Annotated in this window: 26 protein-coding genes; 14 read left to right on the top strand and 12 right to left on the bottom strand. The window is 37.7% G+C overall.

What is annotated here, in order from left to right:
- The first annotated feature begins 126 nt into the window (after window positions 1-126).
- Window positions 127-549 (top strand): hypothetical protein, encoded by a 423-nt coding sequence (locus C9J46_RS15240; RefSeq protein ID WP_107207567.1) that lies wholly within the window; start codon window positions 127-129, stop codon window positions 547-549.
- A 50-nt stretch (window positions 550-599) separates the two neighbouring features.
- Here C9J46_RS15240 and C9J46_RS15235 read toward each other — a convergent pair whose 3' ends face one another.
- Window positions 600-1,706, bottom strand: coding sequence for a diguanylate cyclase (locus tag C9J46_RS15235; protein WP_107207568.1), 1,107 nt, complete (start codon window positions 1,704-1,706; stop codon window positions 600-602).
- Window positions 1,707-2,034: 328 nt separating this feature from the next.
- On the opposite strand from C9J46_RS15235, the gene nrdD reads away from it, so the two are divergent.
- The 4 genes from nrdD (at window position 2,035) to C9J46_RS15215 (ending at window position 7,724) form a co-directional block, all read left to right on the top strand.
- Window positions 2,035-4,161 carry an anaerobic ribonucleoside-triphosphate reductase gene (gene nrdD, locus C9J46_RS15230; RefSeq protein WP_107291140.1) on the top strand — a complete coding sequence of 709 codons (2,127 nt, stop codon included), beginning with the start codon at window positions 2,035-2,037 and terminating at the stop codon, window positions 4,159-4,161.
- 105 nt (window positions 4,162-4,266) lie between these two features.
- A complete protein-coding gene (nrdG, locus tag C9J46_RS15225) occupies window positions 4,267-4,737 on the top strand; it encodes an anaerobic ribonucleoside-triphosphate reductase-activating protein (protein WP_107207570.1) in 471 nt (156 codons plus the stop codon).
- Between the two features lie 529 nt (window positions 4,738-5,266).
- The gene (locus C9J46_RS15220) at window positions 5,267-7,354 is read left to right on the top strand and encodes an EAL domain-containing protein (protein ID WP_107246129.1); all 2,088 of its coding nucleotides are present in this window, start codon (window positions 5,267-5,269) and stop codon (window positions 7,352-7,354) included.
- Between the two features lie 106 nt (window positions 7,355-7,460).
- Window positions 7,461-7,724, top strand: coding sequence for a DUF2960 family protein (locus C9J46_RS15215; protein ID WP_045084205.1), 264 nt, complete (start codon window positions 7,461-7,463; stop codon window positions 7,722-7,724).
- 62 nt (window positions 7,725-7,786) lie between these two features.
- On the opposite strand, the gene C9J46_RS15210 is transcribed toward C9J46_RS15215, so the two are convergent.
- Together C9J46_RS15210 and rarD are read right to left on the bottom strand one after the other, a co-directional pair.
- Complete coding sequence (locus tag C9J46_RS15210; RefSeq protein ID WP_107246127.1) at window positions 7,787-8,149, bottom strand: nucleotide pyrophosphohydrolase; 363 nt, start codon at window positions 8,147-8,149, stop codon at window positions 7,787-7,789.
- Between the two features lie 80 nt (window positions 8,150-8,229).
- Complete coding sequence (gene rarD / locus C9J46_RS15205; protein ID WP_107291139.1) at window positions 8,230-9,138, bottom strand: EamA family transporter RarD; 909 nt, start codon at window positions 9,136-9,138, stop codon at window positions 8,230-8,232.
- A 273-nt stretch (window positions 9,139-9,411) separates the two neighbouring features.
- Here rarD and C9J46_RS15200 point away from each other — a divergent pair, with 273 nt between their 5' ends.
- On the top strand, window positions 9,412-9,765 hold the full coding sequence (locus tag C9J46_RS15200; RefSeq protein ID WP_006644976.1) for a DUF2750 domain-containing protein: 354 nt from the start codon (window positions 9,412-9,414) through the stop codon (window positions 9,763-9,765).
- A gap of 55 nt (window positions 9,766-9,820) precedes the next feature.
- Here the strand turns inward: C9J46_RS15200 and C9J46_RS15195 are convergent, their stop codons facing one another.
- Both C9J46_RS15195 and C9J46_RS15190 read right to left on the bottom strand, forming a co-directional pair.
- Complete coding sequence (locus C9J46_RS15195) at window positions 9,821-10,585, bottom strand: 1-acylglycerol-3-phosphate O-acyltransferase (RefSeq protein WP_107246125.1); 765 nt, start codon at window positions 10,583-10,585, stop codon at window positions 9,821-9,823.
- Window positions 10,586-10,953: 368 nt separating this feature from the next.
- The gene (locus C9J46_RS15190; protein WP_233217772.1) at window positions 10,954-11,382 is read right to left on the bottom strand and encodes a GNAT family N-acetyltransferase; all 429 of its coding nucleotides are present in this window, start codon (window positions 11,380-11,382) and stop codon (window positions 10,954-10,956) included.
- 276 nt (window positions 11,383-11,658) lie between these two features.
- Between C9J46_RS15190 and C9J46_RS15185 the strand changes: the two genes are divergently transcribed.
- Window positions 11,659-12,168: an NlpC/P60 family protein gene (locus C9J46_RS15185; protein WP_107261143.1), complete on the top strand. Its 510-nt coding sequence runs from the start codon at window positions 11,659-11,661 to the stop codon at window positions 12,166-12,168.
- 45 nt (window positions 12,169-12,213) lie between these two features.
- Here C9J46_RS15185 and C9J46_RS15180 read toward each other — a convergent pair whose 3' ends face one another.
- The 3 genes from C9J46_RS15180 to C9J46_RS15170 all read right to left on the bottom strand — a co-directional run bounded on the left by C9J46_RS15180 (window position 12,214) and on the right by C9J46_RS15170 (window position 15,625).
- Complete coding sequence (locus C9J46_RS15180; protein WP_107291138.1) at window positions 12,214-12,738, bottom strand: protein disulfide oxidoreductase; 525 nt, start codon at window positions 12,736-12,738, stop codon at window positions 12,214-12,216.
- 29 nt (window positions 12,739-12,767) lie between these two features.
- A complete protein-coding gene (locus C9J46_RS15175; protein WP_107246121.1) occupies window positions 12,768-14,873 on the bottom strand; it encodes a protein-disulfide reductase DsbD in 2,106 nt (701 codons plus the stop codon).
- A 200-nt stretch (window positions 14,874-15,073) separates the two neighbouring features.
- Window positions 15,074-15,625, bottom strand: a complete 552-nt coding sequence (locus tag C9J46_RS15170) for a hypothetical protein (protein WP_107246120.1) — start codon at window positions 15,623-15,625, stop codon at window positions 15,074-15,076.
- A gap of 75 nt (window positions 15,626-15,700) precedes the next feature.
- Here C9J46_RS15170 and C9J46_RS15165 point away from each other — a divergent pair, with 75 nt between their 5' ends.
- Complete coding sequence (locus C9J46_RS15165) at window positions 15,701-16,180, top strand: glutathione peroxidase (protein WP_107207578.1); 480 nt, start codon at window positions 15,701-15,703, stop codon at window positions 16,178-16,180.
- 3 nt (window positions 16,181-16,183) lie between these two features.
- Here C9J46_RS15165 and C9J46_RS15160 read toward each other — a convergent pair whose 3' ends face one another.
- Window positions 16,184-17,110, bottom strand: coding sequence for a CHAD domain-containing protein (locus C9J46_RS15160; protein WP_107287939.1), 927 nt, complete (start codon window positions 17,108-17,110; stop codon window positions 16,184-16,186).
- A gap of 223 nt (window positions 17,111-17,333) precedes the next feature.
- Between C9J46_RS15160 and hppD the strand changes: the two genes are divergently transcribed.
- The 3 genes from hppD (at window position 17,334) to rimK (ending at window position 19,937) form a co-directional block, all read left to right on the top strand.
- On the top strand, window positions 17,334-18,404 hold the full coding sequence (gene hppD, locus C9J46_RS15155) for a 4-hydroxyphenylpyruvate dioxygenase (protein ID WP_107246116.1): 1,071 nt from the start codon (window positions 17,334-17,336) through the stop codon (window positions 18,402-18,404).
- 163 nt (window positions 18,405-18,567) lie between these two features.
- A complete protein-coding gene (locus C9J46_RS15150; RefSeq protein ID WP_107291137.1) occupies window positions 18,568-19,029 on the top strand; it encodes an ATP-dependent zinc protease in 462 nt (153 codons plus the stop codon).
- A 5-nt stretch (window positions 19,030-19,034) separates the two neighbouring features.
- Window positions 19,035-19,937, top strand: coding sequence for a 30S ribosomal protein S6--L-glutamate ligase (rimK, locus tag C9J46_RS15145; RefSeq protein WP_107207582.1), 903 nt, complete (start codon window positions 19,035-19,037; stop codon window positions 19,935-19,937).
- Between the two features lie 73 nt (window positions 19,938-20,010).
- Here the strand turns inward: rimK and C9J46_RS15140 are convergent, their stop codons facing one another.
- Window positions 20,011-21,540: a phospholipase D family protein gene (locus C9J46_RS15140; RefSeq protein ID WP_107291136.1), complete on the bottom strand. Its 1,530-nt coding sequence runs from the start codon at window positions 21,538-21,540 to the stop codon at window positions 20,011-20,013.
- A gap of 217 nt (window positions 21,541-21,757) precedes the next feature.
- On the bottom strand, window positions 21,758-22,774 hold the full coding sequence (locus C9J46_RS15135) for a Preprotein translocase subunit SecY (protein ID WP_107291135.1): 1,017 nt from the start codon (window positions 22,772-22,774) through the stop codon (window positions 21,758-21,760).
- Between the two features lie 450 nt (window positions 22,775-23,224).
- Here C9J46_RS15135 and C9J46_RS15130 point away from each other — a divergent pair, with 450 nt between their 5' ends.
- The 3 genes from C9J46_RS15130 to ansB all read left to right on the top strand — a co-directional run bounded on the left by C9J46_RS15130 (window position 23,225) and on the right by ansB (window position 25,263).
- Window positions 23,225-23,671, top strand: coding sequence for a hypothetical protein (locus C9J46_RS15130; RefSeq protein ID WP_233217771.1), 447 nt, complete (start codon window positions 23,225-23,227; stop codon window positions 23,669-23,671).
- Between the two features lie 57 nt (window positions 23,672-23,728).
- Entirely contained in the window at window positions 23,729-23,980 is a 252-nt protein-coding gene (locus tag C9J46_RS15125) for a hypothetical protein (protein ID WP_107246113.1), read from the top strand.
- 215 nt (window positions 23,981-24,195) lie between these two features.
- A complete protein-coding gene (ansB, locus tag C9J46_RS15120) occupies window positions 24,196-25,263 on the top strand; it encodes an L-asparaginase 2 (RefSeq protein WP_107291134.1) in 1,068 nt (355 codons plus the stop codon).
- 99 nt (window positions 25,264-25,362) lie between these two features.
- Here the strand turns inward: ansB and C9J46_RS15115 are convergent, their stop codons facing one another.
- Window positions 25,363-26,142 carry a thioredoxin domain-containing protein gene (locus C9J46_RS15115; protein WP_107291133.1) on the bottom strand — a complete coding sequence of 260 codons (780 nt, stop codon included), beginning with the start codon at window positions 26,140-26,142 and terminating at the stop codon, window positions 25,363-25,365.
- Window positions 26,143-26,247: the final 105 nt, after the last annotated feature.

The following is a 26,247-nucleotide window of genomic DNA, read 5'->3' as shown; positions in this document are numbered from 1 at the left end:
GTGAGTTATCACACCACTTGAAAGCTATTCTTAATATCGTATGCAGTGTGTTATCTCAAACAAAAATCATGAGTTATAACTTTTGTGGCATCTTACTGTCAGCTTTGTTTTAGAAAGGAATCTAAGGTGGAAATACTACTGCTTGAACCCGAAGTTTCGTGGGGGAAATTTAAGATCCTTGCGTGGTTTGCTGCTTTATCTATTGTATTGGTCTATGTTGTGCTGCGTGTAGAAGCATACATGAAATTTAAGTCATTAACCGTTAAAAGCATTGTGTTTAAGTGCTCTTTTCTACCTGTATTATTTTTAACAGTAGGCTATTTAGAGCATTTAGATCGATTTTATAGTTTTGCGATTCAACCTAATGGCAATGTTATTTTGAACTATGTCTTTCCTGAAGGGAAAAAGGTAGCGCTTGAGCCAGAAAAGGCATGGATATCTCATGATCGTGCTGGCTGCGCTGTGTATATCAAAGCGCAAGCAGAACACTATAAAAGTGTAATGTCGATACGAGTATCTAAATGTCGGCAAGCCGTTGACGCAATATGACCAAAACAGCCACAGATGGTTATTATACATAGCTCAAAGTGCGGTATTTACTAAGCAGCGATATAACAATTTCGTCCTGATTTTTTTGCATCATATAAATTGTGATCTGCTTTTTCTATAAATTGCGTTGAACGTTGGCTTTCCTCATAAGTCGTTATACCTTGGCTGATTGTCACGATATGACTGGTTTGTGAGGCGGGATGATCAATCGCTACTTTAGTTAAGTTTTCCTGAATACGTTGGGCGACTAAAATAGCGCCATCAAGGTTGGTATTTGGTAACAAAACCGCAAATTCTTCTCCACCGAAACGAGAAACACTATCTGTGCCTCGAAGCAAGCTTGCATCAATCACTTTTGCAACTAATTTTAAACACTCATCCCCCGCAATATGGCCTTGACTGTCGTTAAATGCTTTAAAGTGATCAATATCAATTAAAATTAGAGACAAAGGGATATGTAAGCGTTGGCTATTTTTAATTTGCTTCTCAAGTTCTATTTGGAAAAAACGGCGATTTTTAATTTGGGTTAATTGGTCACGAGAAGCGAGTTGATTTAACTCTTTTAGTAAACGTTTATTCTCATGTTCTTGTTGAATACGATTACTGAACCAGCGATATAGCACACGGCGTCCAGATTCAATGATGATGAGAGTGATCATAAACTTTTCAAACGAAAACAGTAATGTTAAGTGCTCATCTTTGATTGTTATCCAAGTACTCAAAGCAAGTATTGGTGTAATCGCTAAATATAAGGCATTTCGGTAGGTATAAAATCCAAGTAATGCCACCATAGTCGTCAGGTTGGCTAATACTTCAGAGAGTAAAGTGAATTGTGCATACAGGCCTAAGATTAAGATAGTTGCTCCCCAACTCAAACCATAGGTGAAGCTATAAAAGGCACTCACTAAGCGATAATTTGCAGGTTCAGTGCTGCGATTAAAATAAATGATCCCGAAACCAGAAAGTATCATTTGCCAAGTAAACTGGGCTGTTAACAAAAATGATATATCAGAGTCATTAGTGAAATGATTGAGCCATAATGTGACTAACATTAAAGATAAGATCATCAGAGATATCTTAGATGACCATAAAAAACCAATACGAAGGTTTTTATAGGTTACTTTATTGATACGCTGTGTAAGTGTTAAGCCATCCATTAAATATTCAAATCAGCCTGGTAAAAGTGTTTAATCAGTCTACTTCATTCAGCAAAAAATCAAGAATTTTTTCTCATTATTTTTACTTAAATACCAAATAATTTTATTGACAAGCGTATATGTAAATTTGCTTTTATAAAGAATTTTGTGACGCATCAGATGCATCGTTCGTATCGTAATCTCTCTTTAAAACAAATTGATTTGGATCAATGTTTGTTTTTTGAAAATCTCGCCTAATACCCACATCTTGTTGTTGCGTGTATACCGAATGCCTATATTTTGTGTTTACGTGACACTGTAATGAATATTGTATATTTAGGAGCCTAGTGTGAAACTTGTTGTGATTAAGCGTGATGGCTGCCGTGTACCTTTCGAAATGCAACGCATTAAAGAAGCGGTAATGGGTGCAGCTCAGTCAATCAATGACATGAATATGAGTGAAGTGGATGCAATGTCTGTTGCTGAAGCGACATTAGCTCAATTCCAGCATGCTGAAGAAGTAGATATTCACGCTATCCAGGACGCTGTAGAGAATCAATTGATGATTGGTCCTCACAAAACAGTTGCCCGTGCCTATATTGAATATCGCCATGATCGCGATATTGCACGTGAAAAGAAAAGCCGCCTAAATAATGAAATTCGTGGTTTGATTGAGCAAAGCAATGCATCTTTACTTAATGAGAACGCGAATAAAGACAGTAAAGTGATCCCAACGCAGCGTGATTTATTGGCTGGTATTGTTGCTAAACACTACGCGACTCAACATTTGTTGCCGCGTGACATTGTTAAAGCACATGAGTGTGGTGATATTCACTTCCATGATCTGGATTATTCTCCTTTCTTCCCTATGTTTAACTGTATGCTGATTGATTTAAACGGCATGTTGACCCATGGTTTTAAAATGGGTAACGCAGAGATTGATACTCCTAAATCTATTTCTACCGCAACAGCAGTTACAGCTCAGATCATTGCACAAGTAGCAAGCCACATCTACGGTGGAACAACCATCAACCGTATTGATGAAGTATTAGCACCTTATGTTACTGTTAGTTATAAAAAGTATTTAGAAGTAGCAAAAGAGTGGGGCATTGAAGACCCAGTTGCTTTTGCTAATGCGCGTACTGAAAAAGAATGTTATGACGCATTCCAATCACTAGAATATGAAGTAAACACATTACATACCGCAAATGGGCAAACACCGTTTGTTACTTTCGGTTTTGGTTTAGGTACGTCGTGGGAATCACGCTTAATTCAACAATCTATTTTGAAGAACCGTATTTCAGGTTTGGGTAAAAATCATAAGACGGCAGTATTCCCTAAGCTTGTGTTTGCCATTAAAGATGGGTTAAACCATAAACAAGATGACGCGAACTACGATATTAAGCAATTGGCGTTAGAGTGTGCTTCTAAGCGCATGTACCCAGACATTTTGAACTATGACAAGTTAGTTGAAGTAACGGGTTCATTCAAAACGCCGATGGGTTGTCGTAGTTTCCTTGGTCCGTATGAAGAAAATGGTGAGTTGATCCACGAAGGCCGCAATAACCTTGGTGTTGTAAGTATTAACCTTCCACGTATTGCATTAGAAGCAAAAGGGGATGAAGCGCGTTTCTTTACTTTATTAGATGAGCGTTTGGCCTTATCTCGTCGTGCACTTGATGCACGTATCTCCCGTCTTGATGGAGTGAAAGCACGTGTAGCCCCTATTTTATATATGGAAGGAGCATGTGGTGTACGCCTTAAAGAAGATGATGACGTATCAGAAATCTTCAAAAATGGTCGTGCTTCAATTTCGCTTGGCTATATTGGTATTCATGAAACAGTGAATGCACTATATGGCAATGATACGCATGTATACGACAGTGAAGAGCTTCGCCAAAAAGCGGTTGCCATTGTTCAGCGTTTACGCGATGCAACAGATGCATGGAAGAAAGAAACGGGGTATGGCTTTAGCTTATACAGTACGCCAAGTGAAAACCTATGTAGTCGTTTTTGTGCAATCGATACTAAAGAATTTGGTGTTGTTGCAGGTGTGACGGACAAAGGCTACTACACAAATAGCTTCCACCTAGATGTTGAAAAGAAAGTAAACCCATACGATAAAATTGACTTTGAGATGGCTTACCCTGATATCGCGAATGGTGGCTTCATCTGTTACGGTGAATACCCAAATATTCAGCATAACCTTGAAGCACTAGAAGATGTATGGGATTACAGCTATTCGCGTGTTCCTTATTACGGTACTAATACACCCATTGATGAGTGTTATGAGTGTGGCTTTACGGGTGAGTTTGACTGTACAAGTAAAGGCTTTACATGTCCTAAGTGTGGTAACCACGAGCCATCTAAGGTATCAGTAACACGCCGTGTATGCGGTTACTTAGGTAGCCCTGACGCACGCCCGTTTAACTTCGGTAAACAAGAAGAAGTGAAACGTCGTGTTAAACACATGTAATTTCTATTTGAGTGCATAGTGTAACAAGATAAAAGTGCCTGAGAGGGCACTTTTTCTTTTTAAGATTATTATTTAATAAATTACTAGAGAGTGTAGGTGACCAATATGAATTATCACAACTATTACCCTGTCGATATTGTTAATGGACCGGGCACTCGTGCAAGTTTATTTGTTTCTGGCTGTATTCATCAGTGTCGAGGTTGTTATAACCAGAGTACATGGCGACTAGATGCAGGGCACTTTTTTAGCCAAGAGATGGAAGATCAGATCATTAATGATTTGAACGATACTAGAATTAAACGCCGTGGTTTGTCTTTATCTGGAGGTGATCCGTTACACCCAAACAACGTGCCTGATATTTTAAAGTTGGTAAAACGTGTCCGTAGTGAATGTATTGGTAAAGATATTTGGTTATGGACGGGGTACACGTTCGCTGAGTTAACTGAGCAGCAACAGCAAATTGTTGATCTTATCGATGTTCTTGTTGATGGAAAATACGAAGAATCTCAACGAGATCCTGCTTTGGTATGGCGTGGTAGTGAGAATCAAGTTATCCACTATTTAACTAAAAAATAATCATAATGAGAATTACATGATAATTTTGACTTACTATCGTAACTTACTGATTATTTAAAAATCCCACCTGTATAAAAAACATACGAAAAGTGTGTTTTTTCACAGCGTTAGTAAAGTTATCCACTGTTTCTGTGTATAAGTATGGGAAAAGGCAGTGTATGATTTTACCCATGCCCTATTAACGAGAATACGTTTAAAACATGTCACATTTTAATTATTACTCCTGTGGTTACATAACGGTATTTATCTCTTATTTCTTTGATATGCAGCTTTAAATAGTGTTCGAAGTATACTTTATTAACAATCTCTTACATGTTTTGTGTGAAGTGATAGGTAGCACAGTATTTTATAAATTTTCATGTATAATAAACTGATATGATTGATAGTATAATTTATTGAAATAAAATAATTAGTTAGCGTTGTTCGTGATGATTAGTTGATGTTATCAACACGAATGTTGGTATTGAGTAGTGAAATACAGGCAGCATCGAGCTGATAGTATTTATCATAATTAAATAAGAAAATAGTTATGACTGTTTACAGAGTAATGTCAGAGCTCTCGTCGAATAAATATCTTGTTGCTGTTTCGAATGTCTTTATCATGGCCTTACCGCTGGCATTAATCTCGACGTTCTGTGAACTTATAGCGGTATTCTGTGAGTACTACGGCTATGACTCATTAACTGGCACGATAAGGTATGTAGGTGAATCAACGGGTTTGATGTTTCCTATATTGATCAACTTTTATCTTGTTACATACCTCTCTTCTGTAAAACGTATCCCTAAAGGGGTCTCAATAGCCAGTGCATTAACTGTGTATTTTGTGGTGTCCTACCAATGGGGCTTTTTATCGCAAATTATGCCATTACCTAATAGTTTTCCGTTGTCGTTATTAACGGCATATATTACTTGTGGACTGATTTCTCGATTAAAGAAATTTCGTGTTTTTAGAGGCAGTGATCGCGACTCCGTCATCGACAGCTCAGCAAACATGCTACTAGGTGCGATAGTCTCCATTGGTGCATTGATAACATCCAGTCAGCTTATTTACTTTGTTGTTAATTCGGTAAGCATTTCATCTTCATTATTACCCTCGCTTGATCCTACCTCTTTTGTTGATGGCCTTATTTATGAGTTATTGCGCGGGGCGTTTTGGTCCGTAGGGATCAATGGCCATAATGTACTTCATATGTACAAAGCTGAACTTTACGATATCACTATGGTGAATATTTCAGCATGGCATAATTTTGGTGCAGATCTTAATATTATCAGCACCAATTTTTATGATTTCTTTACGGGCATTGGTGGTAGCGGCAACTTATTGAGCTTAGTTATTTGTATGCTGTTATTTGCAAAAAGTGAAGGCTATAAAGTATTAGCAAAAGCGTCCCTTATCTTGTGTCTTTTTAACGTCAATGAGCCGGTGCTCTATGGTGTGCCTGTTATATTTAATCCAATCATGATTATTCCTTTTCTGATTGCACCTGCAATTGGTTTTGTGGTGGCTTATGGGGCGATGTATTGGGGAATTGTGCCACCATTAAGTGAAATCCAAAGCTGGTTAATGCCGCCTTTATTAAGCGGCTATGTTGCAACAGGAGGGGCTATTTCTGGCGCAATATTACAGGCTGTTATCATCCTAATTGGTGTCGCGATCTATTACCCATTCTTTAAACTAATGGATAAGCGTAACCTTGGTATTGGTGTGTCCGATGTCTTCTCCAATCGCTTATTTACCAGTGATGAGATTGAAGTTAAAACACGTTTAACCAGTTTTATACCGTCTTTACATCGAAATTTAAAAGCACAAAAAGAGATCGAACGGCTACAAGCTGAAGGGGAGTTTTTACTCTATTTTCAACCTCAGGTTGATGTGAATACGAATAAGATCATTAGTTTTGAAACACTTATTCGTTATCATGATAAGGATGGAAAGATTTTACCGCCGACGTTTTTAGCCGCCTTTAATCAATTAGGGTTAATGCCAGATTTAGATTATTGGGTTTTTGACAAAGCATTACGTGCTGGCGAACGATTTGCGAAAGTGAATGAGAACATTAGATTATCGATAAATATCTCACCAGATACTGTCTTAAAGAAAAATTTTGTCCAAACGATTAAAACACATATTGAAGAGAGCTCACTGTCATTCTCTCAAATTGAAATTGAGATCACTGAAGAGTTATTGGTGCAAAATGAAGCCGATGTTGCGAAAGTCATCGATCAATTACATCAATTAGGCATTGCCGTAGCATTAGACGATTTTGGTACTGGCTATTCATCACTGGCTTATTTATCGCGTTTTGATTTTGATAAAGTAAAAATTGATCGAACACTGGTACTGAATCTAGAAACACAGCGAGGTAAAGACCTGTTTAGCTTAGCTGTACAACTCGGTAAGATCACCAATGCTGAGATTGTTGTTGAAGGGGTAGAGCATCTTAAAGAAGTTGAATTTATTCAATCTGTGGGGGTACGCTATATTCAAGGTTTTTATTACTATCGACCAATGTCGCAACAAGATGTTTTTGCTAATGAATTATTACAAGACTTTGTTTCTAATAACGATATAAATAATGATCTGACAACCAAGCAGGTAGCAGCTATCGAGGTATAGTTTAATGGTGACGGATTTATTAAATAATACCGCGTTGTTTAAGCTTCCATCTTAAAAGGATATACGGTAAATTTCGTATCCATTTTTATGCTCTACTGGGGACGTTATGTCACGCACTATTATCTATACCTACAAAAATGAAGAAAAAGAGCTTATTTTTTCATTTGATCAATACCGTAATATTCATGAAGCGGTAGCTGCTGCAGAAGGTATCGACTTAACGTCATTTCTAAAAATGGAATTGCAAGTTGAAGCAGTTTCAAATTCAAGTAAAGCTGCCCGTGACTATCGTGATAGTTATTTTCGTAAGCTAGGCTTTGGTAAAATTGCTTTAGCGAAAAAAGAAAATCGCGGTGTTGGCCAAAAATAGTTGGCAAGTAAATGAAAAAGGCTGGCTATAATCGCCAGCTTTTTTGTTCTTACTGAACGCTGTTATAACTCATTATATTTTTTCGCTGATCCATAACATTTCTCAATAGGGTATTTATCAGCATTTTTTATTATCTTTCTCTGGCAAGCCTCTAAAATATCCACATCGCACTTATCCGCTAATCGAACCAAGTACATCATCACATCCGCAAGTTCTTCTTCTAATTGCCGTTTTTTTTCAACTGAAAGGTGTTGGCTTTGCTCGGGGGTTAACCATTGGAAAATTTCTGTTAATTCACCCACTTCACCACTTAAGGCCATTACTAAGTTTTTAGGGGTATGGAACTGATCCCAATTGCGCTGTATTGCAAAGTGACGGAGTTGTTCTTGTAGTTGCTGTAGCTCTGAAGGTGGGTTTGATGACATGATAAAACGTTCTTATTTGGACAATAATTGAAGGATAAACAAAAACACCGTACAACGCACGGTGTTTACATTTAAGACAATTACGAGTGAGGCAGGGTAACGTTACGCTTTTTATCGAATAAGTTGGGTAATGCTTCAAGCGTACAAAAGATCAAACCTGCCCAAATAAGGCTAAAACTGATCGCTTTAGTATGATCAAAGACCTCACCAAACAAGAACACGGCTAATAAGAACTGTAATGTTGGCTCGATATATTGCATTAATCCAACCATTGTTAAGCTAGTACGATTCAGTGCTAAAGCGAAGAAGATTAAGGGTGCGACTGTAACTGGCGCAGAGCCTACATATAATAGGAATGTAGTCGTACCTGATGTTAACGACACACTATCACCAGAGAAGTAAAGCCACAGCATATAAATTACAGCAAAGGGGGTAAGGATAGCGGCTTCAATAGTCACCGAGGTTAATGCATCATATCTTATATACTTTTTGGTTAATCCATAGATAGCAAAAAAGCTGCCCATAAGAAGAGACAACCAAGGTAATCCCCCGTACTGCCAGACTTGATAAGCAATACCTAAGATAGCCAGAACCACAGCGATTACTTGAGCTTTTGTGAGCTTTTCTCTTAAGAAAAACATACCTAAGGCAATAGCAAATAATGGGTTAATAAAATAACCAAGACTTGCGGCAAGCACTTCACCGTGGGTAATCGCCCAGGTAAAAGCATACCAAGATACACTCATAATACAGCCAGCAACACCGCACATGAAGAACGATTTCTTATCTGCCAACAGTTCCGTAACGTTAGGTAAAGGCCGTTTAAGTAGTACTATGACTAATAACATAACAGGCACTGAAAAAATAAGTCTTAGTGCGAGTAATTCATTAATATTGGCTTGTGGCAAGAACTGATAATACAGTGGGAGAATTCCCCAAAGCACAAAAGAAAATGCCGCCAGCATATTTCCAGCACGACGAGATTGCATTGATTGACCTAACAGTAAGTGTAAATGTTTGATGTAATGTGTTGGCAAGACTTTGCCATATCGGGTGGAACAGAATGAACCTAGACGATAATCGCGACATTTTGCCATTGAATAGGTATATGTCAATATTATTTTATCTCTATATAGCATAAAAATATAAACAATATTTAATCACTGTTTATTCTGTTTTTTGTTAAACTTCATGGGTTAGAGTGCTGTGGTGATATAAGCTATGGTTGCTTGCCATTTAGGTTTACAACTGAGAGAAAATAGATGACTAAATTAACGTCAGATATCCAAGCTAACAAATTAATGTTTGTTGAAGAAACACAAAATACACGTATTGTTTGGAGCCTTCGTAATGAAGAAGGTGATTGGCTATCTGTTGCTTCATCTGAGTTTGAAGATTCGGAAGTAATGCCATTCTGGTCAAATGAAGAAGATGCGAAAGCGCAATGTGCTGATGAGTGGGCTGAGTTCCAACCAAGTGAATTGCCACTAGATATTTTCTTAGAAGATTGGATGATCACATTAGCTGAAGACGGTGTTCTTGTTGGTTTGAACTGGAACGAAAGTCTTGAAGGTGTGGAAGTTGAGCCTAGCGATGTTGCTAAGCTTTACATCTAAGCCTTAGATTGTTGATATAATTTACACCCAATGAAACTCATTGGGTGTAATTATTTTAGGCTTTATTCTCTTTTGATGTATCTTCACTCGCCAAATAAGAATCTTGCGATAATTCATTATCAAGTTGGGCGATCTTTTCTGCCATAAGTTGATGGCATTTTTCAGCTAACTGTCTTGCGTCAGTCGATTTAAATGTTTGAGTGTCGATTGGGGCTAGCATTTCAGCTATAACAGTACCGTTATCAAGTTTATTTAAATCAATCTTATTGTGTGTCGTACTGATCACGACAGGAATAATAGGTACACCTGCTTCTATCGCCATTCTAAAAGCTCCTGTCTTAAAAGGCAGCAATCCACGTCCTTTGCTTCGCGTGCCTTCTGGGTAAACCCAGACAGATAAATTTCGCTGGTGGATAGCATCAGCAACTTGCTGAATGGTATTACGCGCTTTGGCTTTATTCTCACGATCAATCAGTATATTGCCCGTGATCCAGTAAAGCTGCCCGAAGAAAGGGATCCATAATAAGCTTTTTTTCCCTAGTGACACGGTATTTGGTTGCAACATACCAGGGGTCGTAACAAAGTCATAAACACTTTGGTGATTGGATATATAGACGGCATTAGCAATATTGGCGCTGTTACTGAGTCCACGTTGCTCAACACGAACACCTGTAATTTTTTGCAATTGGTTAAACCAGCGGCAAAAGGTGTAGACATGTTTAGGTGCACGAGGTCGGTTTATTAGGCAGTAAAGTAGTGCACAACAGGTTGTAATGATAATAAAAAGGGTTGCGATGGTAATTCGAATTAAAGCCAGCACATATACTCCTTATGCTGTTTAAGTTATGTCGCATGACTACATCTTTATACATTACCTAAATAGTTATTATTGTGATAGTGTGGGTTTACAAATAATTAACATTTTATAGTGTGTTATCACGATTTATAAAAATATACGGTATCTGGTCAGATGATATATTGCTTGTTAATAACATTAACAGTTACATTTTCAATCTAGGCGTGAAGATAATCGCATATGTATTTATAGATAAGTAAATGACTGGATCTTAAATAGGATAAAAGTAAAAATTATATATAGATAATCAATACGTTATAGACGTAGTTTTTATCTCTTCTGTTGTATAAATTTTTGAGCTTACTTAACAGTAAGCTTTTTTTTTTCCTTCCCTACAATAATTTTACCATGTTGTAGCGTTCGAACGTAATGTCGTCACGGATAGCAATTTCTGTATCGATTAATTCAAAACCTAGCTTGCTAAACAAGGGTAGAGAGAGTTTACTGGCTGTAACACTCAGTGTTGTTTGATGGCTTATATGTGCTATTTGTTCGAGCTTACTATAAATAGCACTCGCGACACCCAAGCGATTAAACTCAGGCCGGGTATAGAGTAAAGCAATATAATTTTTCGGATGAAGTTGACCGAACCCCATGACACTCCCTTCATTGTTAATTGCCATTATTACAGCACCTTGTGTTAATAATTTAGCAAATTCGTTTGGGTGTTTGCGCGGATAATCAGCCCATATTTTGACTTGTTGTGGATGATAATAAGCAGGCGCAATTTTTGTAATAGCGTCATAGTAAAGCTGAGACAATTCTTGCTCATAATGGGGATTATAATTATGAAATTGTATTGAGGTCATATTGTTGAGCGTATACGTTTAATGTTTGTATCTAATTTTAAGATATTAGAATTGTTATTGTTTGGAATAGGTCAAATTTATTCTGATAGTGTGCACTTTGTCCTTATTATTGGTATTATTTTAAGCCATAATCAATAAAAGTATTATCAAACGATCAGTACAGGCTAAATTTTGAAGAACGGATTTAAATATAATAAACACGCATTATTTGCATTGGCGCTTGTGTCAATGATTGGGTGTTCTTCGACTGACTCTGTAAATGATAAAACATCAAACAATAAGGCTGCTGAAACAACGTCAGTAGACAAAAAAATTGCTGTTAGCAATGATATGTTGGAAGAAGGTTTGAAAAAGAACGCTTCTGTAGATACAGGTATGTTTGATGGTGTTTACCATTCATGGAAAGGAACACCTTATCGTCTTGGTGGAACAACAAAGAAAGGCATTGATTGCTCAGCATTTGTGCAAGTAGGTTATTCCAGTGTTTACCAAATGATGTTGCCAAGAACAACATTACAATTGGTGAAAAAGGGACGTAAAGTTTCACGTAACAGTGCAAAAGAAGGGGATTTAGTCTTTTTCCGAACGGGACGTAATACACGCCATGTTGGAATATATTTAGGCAATTCAGAATTTATGCACGCGTCACAATCAAAAGGTGTGATGATTTCACGCTTAGATAATCCTTATTGGAAGCGACATTTTTGGCAAATTAGACGTATGCCGAAACCACAATGACAATTAGATGATAAAAAGCCCAGCTACTCTAGCTGGGCTTTTTATTTATAAATATGTTGCGGCCATTACTCTAGCGAATAAACCAACAGGAGTCGTCACACCTGTCGTAGAATTAAAGACTTCGCCATTTTTAACAATAAGAATAGTAGGTGTAGCACTTATCCCTAATTGTTGGCTAATAGAACCATTTTGGTCATTAATGACAGGAAAGCGATAATCTTTACTGTTCATGTATGCTCGTAATGAACGGTCATCTCCAGAGCGAATAGCAACACTAAATACCTTTATATTCAGATCACTTTGATATTGCTGCAGCCAATTGATTGATGGACTTACAAAGCGGCAACTTGGACACCATGTTGCCCATAAATAGAGTACAACAGGCTGTTGATAACTGAGAGTTAGCCAATCAATATCATGCTGGTTTATAGTTTTTTCTACCGAATGGTTATCAACAGAAACCGTTAAATCTTTATTTCGCCAGATATCAACCATAATACTTATTGCTGTTACTAATATAGCAGTGATAAGTATGTTTTTAAGCCATCCTTTGGCAGACGTCCTTGTCATGTATGTTATTCCTTTATTCCTTTATTCCTTTATTCCTTACTTGCTTTTTTAATTGCGTTAAGCACTTCGTCACTTGTTAAAATTACGGGCAATGGGATACCTTGAGGCGCATTAGGACCATATACAATATTAAATGGTACACCAAAACGTCCATGTGACTGTAAGAAGCCTGTGACGTAGTCAGAAGGTTTCGTCCAATCACCGCGCATTAACACGATGTTATCAGCAGATAAGGCTGAATATACGGGCTCTTGCAGTAAAACACCGACTTTATTGGCTTTACATGTGATACACCATTCAGCCGTAACATCAACAAAGACTGTTTTTCCTTCAGCAACTTGTTTTGCAATGTTATCAACGTTTAGCGTTTGCCAATGGTGGTCATCAGCTAGCGGCTTCGCCCAATGGTTTGAGGTTAAGCTACCCACGATAAGGCTACCTGCAACACCCAGTAAAAGAACTGCTGTTGTGATGATAACGGCTTTACGTCCTTTCTTACGACCTAATTGCCATAAGATAACAAGCATGATCAGTAGACCAATCACCCAAACAACCGCCGCAGAAAAGAAGCTAGTCATTAAGCTTAATAGCCAGATACTGGTTGCCAGCATCATCAAACCAAACAGCGTTTTAACCCTATCCATCCATAGACCAGGTTTTGGCAATGCGTTTGCCAGTTGTGGGAAGAGAGCAATGAGCAACCATGGTGCAGCCATACCAATCGCTAACGCGGTGAAGATGGCAAAAAGTGTCACATAATTAGCACCTAATGCGAACGCGACAGCTGTGCCTAAGAATGGGGCACTACATGGCGTTGCAAGAAGGGTGGCAAACATTCCTTGAATAAAGTGCCCAAGGTGTGAGTTATCCCCTTTGGTTGCCATCCAAGTATTGGTGTTACTTGATAAGCGAATTTCAAATAAGCCTAACATATTTGCACCAAACAGGGCGGTGATCGCAATCATGGCACCAATAAACCAAGGGCTCTGGAATTGGATTCCCCAGCCCAACGCTTGGCCTGATAATTTCATTAATGCTAAAAAGCCAGCCAATAGCCAAAATGAGGTGATAATACCTGCAGCAGAAGCGATAAATTGGGTACGGATTTGGCGTTTTTCTAAGCCTTTCGCTGAAACAACGCTACTTAACTTCATGCCTAATACCGGTAATACGCATGGCATGATATTAAGAATTAAACCGCCCAATAGCGCAATGCCAATTATTTCTAATAAGTTACTATTAGAACTTGGCACAATCACTGGGGTATCTGTTGCTGTTGCTGGGATCTCAACAGCGAGATTATTATCACCGATTGTGATTTGAAGTGGTTCACCAACAAGCTTTGGTGTACCAAACCAACTGGTCACCGGTAATACCGCATACAGTGTTTTATCTTTAATCGTAACATTCGGCGCTAAAAAAGAGGTGTCTTTAACGGCTTTATTATGTCCGTCAATCAACACATCTGGTTTTATCCAGCCAGCCTTATTTGTTGCAACCACCGTAATTGCTTTTTTGTCCTTGTTATAAGAGACAGTATCCAATGTTACTGCTTGAGACGATTTAGGTACTTGGCTATAACCCTTGTTGTATAAAAACATCGCGTCAGTCGATAAGCTGAGTTTTTCAGGGTTAAAATCAAGTGCTAATTCATAGTCAGTCAGTACACAAATACTGGTACAGGAAGACATGGTTAATTTACCTGCAAGGAATACAGGCTTATTCATGTCTTTTACATGAATTGAAAGTGGGAAAATAACATCATGTTTATAGCCCAGCGTTTCAACACCTAAGAACTCATAACGTTTTGGCATCGGCCACTGCCAGTCAACACTTTCAACATTACTAGACATATCCCAGTTTATAGATGGTGCGACACCACCTTCACCAGGCGATCGCCAATAGGTTTTCCAATCTTTATCAAGTTTAACTTCTAGCAGTCCTTGAACTGTATGGTTAGCTGTGTCTTTTTCACCCGTTAGCACTAACCTAACTTGCACAGGGGGATGCTGTGGGTTTGTTACCCACCCCGTTGTAATCTCAGTAGCCGCAAAGGTTTGACTGGAAAAAGTGATACTGAGTAATGCGCCGAGCATGGCACAGACGAAATAAGTATTGAGATATATCTTTTTCAATCTAGAACTCCGTTTTAACAATGCGCATGTCATTGCAACGATCATGAGCGTATAAATTTTATACTATGGTCTTGGTGATAAAATAGAACGGTAAAATAACGACTCTATTTCATCGAGTTAGCAAAATATTTAGATTATTAGGTGACAGTCTATTTACGTTTTGGTTCGCGTATTATCGCGATAAGTTATGCTGTCATTTCCTATTGTTGTTGCGATAACCTGAACATACGCTTTAGTTTTGTGAAAAGGCTTTGCTGCGTCGTATTTTTTCCTTGATAGTATGCTTGCAGTAACCGTTGTCGAAGCTGTTCATCTTTTTTACTGTCATTCGACTGTTTTATCTCTTCACTAATGTGATCTAACAGCGTCTCTGCTTGTTCATTAGCATAACTATAATCAATTTTATTTGCCCCTTGAACAAGCAACCATAGTAGAGTGATCAGAATATATTCATCGATATCTTGATTAATAAATTTGCTAGCGTGTTCAACCCCTACGGTTGATTGAAATACCGATTGCATTTGATGATAGGCGGTCTGTTGTTCAGTCCAACGAGACGAGGCAATGTGATGTTGTTGCGTCATATAGCCTAATAGTAACGCTAAAGGCTCTTTATCTTGTCGTTGGTGGCAAATATCATTAAATCGAGGTGTTGATTCATGAATAAAAGCATTAATAATGTTTTTCTCTTTTTCTGATAAATCAAGTTGTTCAAGGCCAAGAGAAAAAAATAAGTGTTTGAGATCTGTCATGCTATTAACTTCGTACAAAAGGACGTCCACAGAATAACATGGACAATTAGCGAGTAATAATAAATAGGAATGAGAATGACAAAAATTTATGACTTCGAGGTTAAAGCACTTTCAGGGGAAGCGCTTTCATTAAGTGCTTTTGAAGGGAAGGTTATACTCGTTGTAAATACTGCTAGTAAGTGTGGTTTTACACCTCAATATGAAGCATTACAGGCATTATATGAAAAGTATCGTGATCAAGGCTTAGTAATACTTGGTTTTCCATGTAATCAGTTTGGTGGACAAGAGCCTGGAACTGAAAGCCAAATTAAACAGGAGTGTCTAATCAATTATGGCGTGACATTTCCGATGTTTAGTAAGGTGGATGTAAAAGGGCGTGATGCTGAACCTGTATTTTCTTATCTCGTAAAACAATTACCTGGCCTGCTAGGCAATGATATTAAATGGAATTTCACCAAGTTTTTGATTTCAAGAGAGGGTGAACCAATGAAACGCTATGCACCCACCACAAAACCATTTGCTTTAGAAGATGATATTATCAAGCTACTATCATAATGATTAATAAGCAGTATTTTGACTACATAGGATGACTTCATTAATCAATTGCTGCTTATTTTCTAGGTGCCGTTGTTGTGCTTTTTGAAGTAATAAACCAATCGCCTTCGCACGTCTCCCCGTTGTTTTGTATTGCTCTAAATAATGATTAAGAAAGTCAATTTGTACCGAGCTGTCATTGAAGTCACCTAATTTGGCTTGTAGAAACTTCACTGTTTTTAATTTCAAACGAAGTGATAACTGTTCTGTTAATGGGTGGTAGTACTCCAAACCATAACGTAATTTTTTATATTTGATTCTCAAGCGATGAAGTTGCGCGTCAGACGTTTTTGAATCAATAGCCTTCATTGAGGTGATAATACGATTGTTTAAGTTCACGAATAGCGTGTTTATCATTTCTTGTGGTGGTGTAGATAGATCTTCCATGAGAGGCGATAGCTGCTTTAACTGTATACAGATGAGCTTATATTGCGTTTTATATTCTTCGCTTTTTAACCAATGCTTATTTTTCTTATAGGCTTTTTGGCGTTGGTGCTGCAGATCGTCAAAAAAGCGTGCCAGTCCTTGATGATGCTTATGTTCGACTAAGTAAAAGTAATGCTCCATTTGCATGAGATAAACATCGAGATCGCGTTGTAAATTAGTGGGCTGCATTAAACTTTTGATAGCTAAATTAGTTTCTTTTAGTTGTTCTGGAATGAAAAGTGATTGATGGAGACTAAGTATGGCGCGTATACGGCGCATGGTAACGCGATATTGATGAAGAAATTCAGGATCATCATCTTTTACAATGCCTTTTTGATAGTTTTCACAAAAAGAGAAGCTCTGTAATACGTGAGCGCGAATAATTTTAAATAGTGGCAAAGTAGAATGAATAGGATAAACACCTGACGTTTTTCGAGGAAGCTGAAAAGTGTCTCGCTTATGCATGATTTTGCCTAACTAGTAAAATTCACTTTAAACCCTAAATATAGAACAAATAAACGTTTACAGCTGAAACATGAGGCTTATTTGTGTATGTAAATATTATGGAAACAGTACGTTACAATGAAGAATAAATTAAATGAACAATGACGAAAGATAAAACTGCTCGTTATTTTGAAGTGCTGCTAAAGCTTAAAGAGTTAACAATAAGTTTTATAGGAGTCACTGTATGTCAAAAGTATGTAATCCATTAGGCACTGATGGTTTTGAATTTGTTGAATACACTGCTCCAACAAAAGTTGGGATCACTAAGCTTAAAAAATTATTTAGACAAATGGGCTTTGCGGAAATAGCGAAACATAAACATAAAATGGTGTGGCTTTACCGTCAGGGGGACATAAACTTCATAGTTAATGGCGAGTTAGCTTCGCAAGCAAGTTCGTTTGCATTGCAGCATGGCGCAAGCGTTAATGCGATGGCATTTCGGGTGAAAGAGGTTAACAAGGCGTTAGACTATGCTATCAAGCATGGTGCAACGAGGTGCGAAAATAATGTTGGGCTTATGGAACTCAACATTCCCGCTATTGAAGGTATTGGTGGTGCATTATTATATTTTGTCGATCGTTATGGCGAACGAGATATTTATGAAGTGGATTTTGAGTATTACCCAGACGCACAACAGCGTTTAGCCGCTATAGATACAGGGTTATTAACGATTGATCACCTTACGCATAATGTTGCAATTGGACACATGGATAAGTGGTCTGATTTTTATGAAAAAATTGCTAATTTTCAAGAAATTAAATATTTTGATATTAAAGGGAAACTGACTGGTTTAAAATCTCGCGCAATGACATCACCTTGTGGCAAAATCCGCATTCCTATCAATGAATCAAGCGATGAACATTCTCAAATTGCAGAATACTTAAAACAATATAATGGAGAAGGGATTCAGCATATCGCTTTAAGTACTAATGACATTCTTTCATCTGTGAAAAAACTTCGTCAATTAGGTGTTATCTTCATGGATACACCGGATACTTATTACGAACTGGTCAATAAAAGGATTGATTGTCACGATGAAAATATTGCATTGTTGCAGCATGACAAAATACTGATCGATAGCGATGAACATGGTATTTTGTTGCAAGTTTTCACGGGAACTGTGATTGGCCCCGTATTTTTTGAGATTATTCAACGCAAAGGAAATCAAGGATTCGGTGAAGGTAATTTTCAAGCTTTGTTCGAATCAATTGAACTTGACCAAATACGCCGAGGTGTCCTGAGCGAAAAATCTTAGCTTAATGAAAATAAGCAATTTGTTTCCCTGCTGTTAGCTATAAATTTTACATTTCTTCAATGTAAAATTTATACCAGAGGGTCTGGTTAATGTTCTCTATACTGTAGTAGTATCATTTCAAGGTATTGGGTTTAATGCTTCTATAGTATATTGGACATCTAATATGGTTAATAAAGATACAATAGTGAATAAAAATAATAAGTTTCTTGTTGGGTGGCGTGAAGTTGCTGCATTACCTGATCTGGGTATCAATAATATTCATGTAAAAATTGATACTGGTGCACGTAGTTCGTGCCTACATACTTTCAAAATTGAAGAATTTACCCGTGACGGTGAAGATTGGGTGAAGTTTTGGATTCACCCAATCCATAACAACACCGACGTAGAACAAATTTGTGAAGCTAAAGTGGCTGATAAACGCGTTGTAAGAAACTCAGGTGGTGATGAGCAACTGCGCTACTTTATCGTTTCTACAATTGATTTTAATGGTCAACAGTGGCCGATTGAAATTTCGCTAACCAGTCGTGATAATATGGCTTTCCGTATGCTACTAGGGCGTACAGCTATGCATGATCGTATTATTGTTGATCCAGAAGCATCTTATCTTATTAAAAATCAAGGCTAGTTGTCATGAAAATTGGAATTTTATCTCGCAATCGTTCACTGTATTCGACAGCTCGTTTGATTGAAGCCGCTGAACAACGTGGCCATGAAATTAAAGTGATCGATGCACTGCGTTGTTATATGAACATTAACTCGCAAAAACCTCAGATTCACTTTAAAGGTGAAGATTTAGTGGATTTTGACGCGATTATTCCACGTATAGGTGCATCAGTAACATTTTACGGTACTGCTGTTTTGCGTCAGTTTGAAATGATGGGTGTATATACCGTTAATGAATCTGTAGCGATAAGCCGCTCACGTGATAAGTTACGTTCAATGCAACTACTATCACGTAAGTGTATTGGTATGCCTGTGACAGGTTTTGCAAGTAAGCCTGATGACGTTAAAGATTTACTTGATATGGTTGGTGGTGCGCCAGTCGTTATTAAGCTATTAGAAGGCACACAAGGCATTGGTGTTGTTCTTGCTGAAACACGTAAAGCTGCTGAAAGTGTTATTGAAGCTTTCATGGGTCTTAAAGCGAATATCATGGTTCAAGAATACATTAAAGAAGCAGGCGGTGCAGATATCCGTTGTTTCGTTATTGGCGATAAAGTGATTGCAGCAATGAAACGCCAAGGTGCAGAAGGCGAGTTCCGTTCAAACCTACACCGCGGTGGTAGCGCAGCACTGGTTAAGATCACACCTGAAGAACGTAAAACAGCCGTTGCAGCTGCAAAAATTATGGGATTAGGTGTTGCTGGTGTTGACCTGTTACGTTCAGAGCGTGGTCCACTTGTTATGGAAGTTAACTCTTCACCAGGCCTTGAAGGTATTGAGAAAGCGACAGGTAAAGATATTGCCGGCATGATCATCGATTACATCGAAAAAAATGCAGTGAAAAAAACGACACTTCGCAATAAAGGCTAATTGAAAAATCAAGCATAAAAAAGGCGCTCAATGAGCGCCTTTTTTGTCACTATTTAATGGTTATCTTACCGACTTATAACTGTTTCTCTATTGGTAATACACCGGCCGCCCAAGCGCCCATTTTAAGCCAAATGCTACTGTCTGGCTCTGATGTATACTGCTTGCCCGTTGTATCATCATTCCATATGATCTCACCATTTTCGTCCAATGCTAAACGGTAAGCATCTTTAACAAGTGAGTTATTGATCGTGTTGTAAACTTCACCTGAGAATTTAGGTGAATCAACAATCACGCCTAACTCTGTATTTAAGTATGCAGAGCGTGGATCAAAGTTAAATGAACCGACGAAAATTTTCGATTTATCAATAATAAACGTTTTCGCATGCAAACTTGTACGAGAGCGACTTAGCCATTTGTGTTTTGTTTTATGGCCGGGTTCTACTTTTACTTCGTATAGCTTAACACCACCTTCTAGCATGATTTTACGGTATTTGGCATACCAGCCATGTACAGCGAAAACGTCATTAGAAGCTAATGAGTTGGTAACAATAGTGATGTTTTTGCCGTTCTTTGCCGCTTTAGCTAGCACTTTAGCCCCTTCTTCTGTTGGGACAAAATACGGTGAAACTAAAAAGAAATCATGCTCTGCTTTCGCGATCATCTCTGATAGCTTATGTAGCAATAAATCATCTTTACTATTCGCAATTTTATACGGTGTATCGTAAAGCAGTTCTGCATCTGTCCAGTATAGCGGTAATGTCTCTTCTATTAACTGCTGTACCATTGGGTGGTTTTTTAGCGAACTTGCATAGTCTGATGACATGTACTTAAGCTGAGCATCTTTCCACTGTGCCAGTTGTTCTTTTGTAGGCTTATGTGCTGATGAGACTAAGGCTTCAATCGGTGTTGCTGGTTTACTGTTCCAGTATTCATCAAATTGACGTGCGAATTGTGGGATCACTTTACCCAGCATAATGAGGTCGAAGTCTCCGAATTCTACGTCACTATTGGCAGAGAAATACTCGTCGCCGATATTACGTCCTCCGGTAATGGCAAACACACCATCTGCAATAATGGCTTTATTGTGCATACGGCGATTTAACCGATCAAAGTCAGTTAAGAAACTTAATGGCTTAATAGTACGGTTTGAAAATGGGTTAAATAAGCGTACTTCAACATTAGGATGAGCAGAGAGGCTTGCTAATGCTTGATCGTCACGATTTTGCATATCATCAAGTAATAAGCGCACACGAACGCCACGCTCAGCAGCTTGATATAAATACCATGTCATCAACCCACTTGTCGCATCATCACGGTAAATATAGTACTGAACATCCAGTGTTTTTTGTGCATGTTCAATAATAGCCAAACGTGCAAGTAATGCGGCTTGACCATCACCAAGAGGGTAGAAGCCTGTTTTATCAGGATGAATGCTGGTATAAGGCAAAGAGCTTTGGTACAAGCTAGTGTTGAAATTATCAACATTGGAATAGCTTGGTTGCTTTTCTAGTGATAACGGTTGAGCACAACCAACAAGTGCAAGAATACTTGTTGCGATAATAGTACGAGATAACAGCTTCTTATAATCTTTAATACGGATCATGGCTAAGACATTGAAAATAAATGTGACTGGATTCTACAGAGGAATAATTGGGTAAGCTGTAATTAAAAATACATTATGTGATCATTTTCTGCTTTTAGAAAACTAACTGATAAGAAGTGTAACAAAGTAAGAATCTATTATTATATTGAGTCAAAAAAAGCCCGAAATAATTGCTTATTTCGGGCTGATATTTTGGTTAATCTATCACAGTTATGCGTTAACTCGTCGTGGTTGTAAGTCCATGCCATTGGTAATGATTGTTAGGCTTTTTACTCACAATACCTTCATCCAATAGCTGTTTGAAAATACTATCAACCTCATCGGTTGAAATATTTAAAAACTTACTTACAGCGCGTTTACTGCAATTTACTTTGTTATGACTAAGCGCATCAACGGTTAATTCATAAGGGGTTTTAGGCTGTTCAGGTTCGACAATAATTTCTTCTGGCTCTTGCTCATGTACATTAACTTCTGATGTTCCAATCGTCGAAGGGTCAAAATGTTCTAGCAGTTTAGGTTGGTCAAATTCATTGTATCCTGCCATTTCTAACACTTTGTTATGGCGATACTGATGACGAAAACGATTTTCTTCACCGATTAACCCTACAAAGAATGCAGCAAAGAAATCTAATAATACTGATAGAAACACCACTAAACCTAATTGTGCAGCTTGAGGGGTTACATGTAACGATTCTGCAAGACTATCAATCAATCCTAAAACCGAGCCTTGGCTAACGACAGGAATGCTATCACGTTCCATTGCAAGCTTTTGTTGTTGCTTACGTAATTCATCATTTTGTTTTTGAATGCGTGCAACACCAGAGGCAATGCGCTCCATCTGAATGTATTTTTCTGCTGCGACGTTATTGAGATCAATTTGTTTTTCAATGGCTGCAATCTGCATGTTGAATGCATTGATTTTGCTTTTTTGAACGTTAACTTCACTTTGTGCTTTATTCGTTGCGCTGTTAATACCGCCAATAGATCCACCAATCGAAATTGCGGCAAGAACGGCGTAAAAAGTAAAAGCAGATAGTGTGCCAGTATAGTTACGACGTGCTTTACGTTCCCCAACTTCGTACCATGCGAAGAATTTTCCTAGTTCGAAAATAACCGCCAATCCACCAAAGAGAAACTTCATTAATGGATCATCATCAATGGAAAGGAATAATAGCAGCGAGAAGATGATAGAGGCGAGAATAGCTGCACCTGTGAAACTATAAACTGTCCACATCGCAAAAAATCCTTTCGGGTAGCGGATGTGACTTTTCTGATCGTAAAGCATAAATTAAGTCTGAGTAATGAGCGTTTGCTCGCTTGTCGTTATTAACGCCAAGCAAAAAAGGAGTCTATAGGATACCTTAAAATTGTTCCCAGCCCTTATAAAACCTAGCGTGTTGTGTTTTTTCGATGAAAATTTACACGCCGCTTTCATTGCTGTTTAAAATGCCACCATAGAGTGATTACAAACTAAACATAATCGAAGGTTAAATAAGACTACTGTGCAAAAAAGGGGGAATATCTAACATGATGTATAGTGGTCATTTATTGCTAAAGCTATGAGTCTTTATCCATCTTTTATATAAACTAATTAATACGGATTGAGATAAATTGTCATTATATTGACAAAAATATCTAGCATTATTTGAATAATAGGAACAATAAAGTAACCACAGGTAGTTTTGTGAAATATCAACCTCAGTCGAATGTGATGGGAAGTATCGATCAACAGGTTAGGGATAACACAACACCGATTTATTATACTGAAAGAGAACGCGTAATGTATGAGCGCTTAGGACAGTCCTATGCGTGGTACAAAATTATGGACGATGAATTATCGCTCATAGAGCAAAAGTGTCTAAGTGCTTTTTATGATACTTGGCCGCAATTGCAAAAGTTTGATTTTCAAAGTTATAAAGAAATTGTTAGTAATAAAGTTCATGTGATGTTTGAAATTCAACGTATTAAGACAAAATACCCGGCGTCAGAACAACAACAATCCTTTATAAATAACTTATTGATAAAAAGAGATTTATTGTATCCTGAATGGTTAAGAGCCAAAAAGTCTTTAGAGTATATAGAATCTGAAAAAGCCTATTTACGTGCAGTTAAAGATATCGCCCATAATTAATTATGTAAAAAGCTGACCTATACTTATTGTTAATTTAACGGTTAAGGAGGGTCAGTGATGTTCTTTACCAGTGAACATAAAATGACAAATGAAGAGCAATTTTTCATTAAGTCGCAGTATATGGGGTGCAATTTACCATCTAATTTACAATTACACCTTGCTTTAGTTTATGTTGATAATCAAACGTTTCAATGTGTTTGGGAAGCAGAATCTCTTGAAATGATTGAGCATTATGTCGATGCTCAATTAGCAGATTGTTGTCAGAGCCACTATTTTGAAGTTGATCCATTCTCAGCTATTGGTGCTTAAAAATTTGTTATTAATATAATTAATATGTTGTTCTGATGTGATTGATTAAAATATTACGTCTTATTAATGTTAATGCTTGTATTGCGTTATTCCTTTGTGTGATGAATATCGAATTATCATTTATATGAAGGGTGATTCTCTGCGCAAAAATGATTTCTATTAATAACTACTCTCAATTTATAAATATTTTGTAATAAATATCGAGAGAAGTATTAATGAAAAAGAATTTAGTTTGCTTAGGTATCTTGGTTGCTGGTTTAAGTTTTCAATCATCCTCTTTTGCTCAAGGTAGTGAACTGCCTAATATTAAGATATTAGCAACGGGTGGAACAATAGCTGGTGCAGGGCAATCGGCAACAGGCAGTGCGTATACGTCAGGACAAGTCGGTATTGATGCCCTTATTAATGCTGTACCGGAAATGACAAAAATTGCCGATATCAGTGGCGAGCAAGTTGCGAATATTGGTTCGCAAGACATGAATGATCAGGTATGGCTTACGTTAGCTAAACGTGTCAATGAACTCTTAGCGAAAGACGATGTTGACGGTATTGTTATTACACATGGTACTGACACCATGGAAGAAACAGCATACTTTTTAAATTTAACCGTGAAGAGTGATAAGCCTGTTGTATTAGTGGGTGCAATGCGCCCATCAACCGCGATGAGTGCTGATGGACCTGTTAACTTATACAATGCTGTGATCACCGCTGCTGACACTGATTCAAAAGGCCGCGGTGTGTTAATGGCGATGAATGATGTGATTTTGGATGCGCGTGATGTCACTAAGACCAGTACAACAGCTGTCGATACATTTAAATCACCTAATTTTGGTGAGTTAGGTTATATCCATAATGGCGATGCGGTGTATCAACGCAGTCCAGAGCGTCATAATACGAAAGATTCTAAGTTTGATATATCGAAAGTGAAAGCCTTGCCTAAAGTCGGGATCGTTTATAACTATTCCAACGCCTCTGACTTACCTGTTAAAGCGCTAATTGATGCAAAATTTGATGGTATTGTGAGTGCTGGTGTTGGTAATGGTAATATTTATAAAGGTATTTTCGAACAACTCGCTAAAGCAAGTAAAGACGGGATCATGGTCGTTCGGAGTTCTCGTGTACCTACTGGCGCGACAACACTTGCGGCAGAAATCGATGACACTAAATATGGTTTTGTTGCATCCGGAACTCTAAATCCCCAAAAAGCCCGTATTCTATTAATGCTGTCATTAACGCAAACAAATGATTATCGTGATGTACAAAAGATGTTTCAGTATTACTAGATTATATTTATTGGCTTGAGTTTCGTGTTTACGTAGGTTTTTTATAGTAAAAAGCCAGTCTTCCTGACTGGCTTGATACTCGCTTAATAACGTACTGAATTATTTAGCGTTGCTCTTTACTTCCGCAATGGCATCTTTAAGCCCCTGAGGATCGTAGCCATTAATAATGTGAACATTGTCTGTGGTTATATTATCTGTTGGCATAACAATTAATGCCGGTGTTCCTTGAAAACCTAATTTACTAAATAGCTGGAAGTTGCCTTCAAAACTATTGTTCGCATCAAACTTACTAATATCAATGCCCAACTTAGTTGCAATATCATTAACATCTTGTTTGGTTAATTTGCCTTCATCTTTACCTGAGGCAAATACGGCATTATGGTATTTACTGTAAAGGTCACTGCCTTTATGGGCAAAAATCCAGTTACCCATATCTGCCGCATATTTTGAAGCTTCCCAACGTGATGCAAAGATTGGCGTTTCTTTGAAAATGAATTTTACATCGGGGTTTTCAGCTTCAAGTTGTTTCACGATAGGCGAAATTTTTGAGCAGAACATGCATTGGTAATCAAAAAACTCAATAACGTTTACTTTGGCATCTTTAGGGCCAACATATGGTGTTTTAGCATCTTTAATAAGTTGGTCAGCATAAGCGACAACAGTTTGCTTCGCTGATTGTACCTGCTTTTCCATCTGTTGCTTTTGCAATGTTTCTGATGCTTTTACTAAAACTTCAGGGTGCTCAATAATATATTGGCTGGCAATCTTTTCAATTTGTGCTTTTTGCTCAGGGCTAAAGTCTTTATTATTAACTGCTGTTGTTTCATTACAGCCAGCTAATAGTACTGTCACCATAAGCGGTAAAATTAGTTTTTTCATTTTATCTCTATACGTTAGATAGCGTATTAATTATCACCAATTAAATGATATAGAGTATGAATGTAACCTGAATCAAATTGTTAAATATTATAGAAATGTTTATTT

The organism is Photobacterium sp. GB-36 (genome assembly GCF_003026135.1).
In the GTDB taxonomy this organism is placed as follows: Bacteria; Pseudomonadota; Gammaproteobacteria; order Enterobacterales; family Vibrionaceae; genus Photobacterium.
Note: the sequence above shows the minus strand (reverse complement) of the source record. Positions and strands in the feature narration are given on the sequence as shown.

Coding starts and splice junctions, on each gene's coding strand:
- C9J46_RS15235 (WP_107207568.1), bottom strand. CDS start 1,706: ATGGATGGCTTAACACTTACACAGCGTATCAATAAAGTAACCTATAAA.
- nrdG (WP_107207570.1), top strand. CDS start 4,267: ATGAATTATCACAACTATTACCCTGTCGATATTGTTAATGGACCGGGC.
- C9J46_RS15220 (WP_107246129.1), top strand. CDS start 5,267: ATGACTGTTTACAGAGTAATGTCAGAGCTCTCGTCGAATAAATATCTT.
- C9J46_RS15215 (WP_045084205.1), top strand. CDS start 7,461: ATGTCACGCACTATTATCTATACCTACAAAAATGAAGAAAAAGAGCTT.
- C9J46_RS15210 (WP_107246127.1), bottom strand. CDS start 8,149: ATGTCATCAAACCCACCTTCAGAGCTACAGCAACTACAAGAACAACTC.
- rarD (WP_107291139.1), bottom strand. CDS start 9,138: ATGCAATCTCGTCGTGCTGGAAATATGCTGGCGGCATTTTCTTTTGTG.
- C9J46_RS15200 (WP_006644976.1), top strand. CDS start 9,412: ATGACTAAATTAACGTCAGATATCCAAGCTAACAAATTAATGTTTGTT.
- C9J46_RS15185 (WP_107261143.1), top strand. CDS start 11,659: ATGATTGGGTGTTCTTCGACTGACTCTGTAAATGATAAAACATCAAAC.
- C9J46_RS15180 (WP_107291138.1), bottom strand. CDS start 12,738: ATGACAAGGACGTCTGCCAAAGGATGGCTTAAAAACATACTTATCACT.
- C9J46_RS15170 (WP_107246120.1), bottom strand. CDS start 15,625: ATGACAGATCTCAAACACTTATTTTTTTCTCTTGGCCTTGAACAACTT.
- C9J46_RS15165 (WP_107207578.1), top strand. CDS start 15,701: ATGACAAAAATTTATGACTTCGAGGTTAAAGCACTTTCAGGGGAAGCG.
- C9J46_RS15160 (WP_107287939.1), bottom strand. CDS start 17,110: ATGCATAAGCGAGACACTTTTCAGCTTCCTCGAAAAACGTCAGGTGTT.
- hppD (WP_107246116.1), top strand. CDS start 17,334: ATGTCAAAAGTATGTAATCCATTAGGCACTGATGGTTTTGAATTTGTT.
- C9J46_RS15150 (WP_107291137.1), top strand. CDS start 18,568: ATGGTTAATAAAGATACAATAGTGAATAAAAATAATAAGTTTCTTGTT.
- rimK (WP_107207582.1), top strand. CDS start 19,035: ATGAAAATTGGAATTTTATCTCGCAATCGTTCACTGTATTCGACAGCT.
- C9J46_RS15140 (WP_107291136.1), bottom strand. CDS start 21,540: ATGATCCGTATTAAAGATTATAAGAAGCTGTTATCTCGTACTATTATC.
- C9J46_RS15135 (WP_107291135.1), bottom strand. CDS start 22,774: ATGTGGACAGTTTATAGTTTCACAGGTGCAGCTATTCTCGCCTCTATC.
- C9J46_RS15125 (WP_107246113.1), top strand. CDS start 23,729: ATGTTCTTTACCAGTGAACATAAAATGACAAATGAAGAGCAATTTTTC.
- ansB (WP_107291134.1), top strand. CDS start 24,196: ATGAAAAAGAATTTAGTTTGCTTAGGTATCTTGGTTGCTGGTTTAAGT.
- C9J46_RS15115 (WP_107291133.1), bottom strand. CDS start 26,142: ATGAAAAAACTAATTTTACCGCTTATGGTGACAGTACTATTAGCTGGC.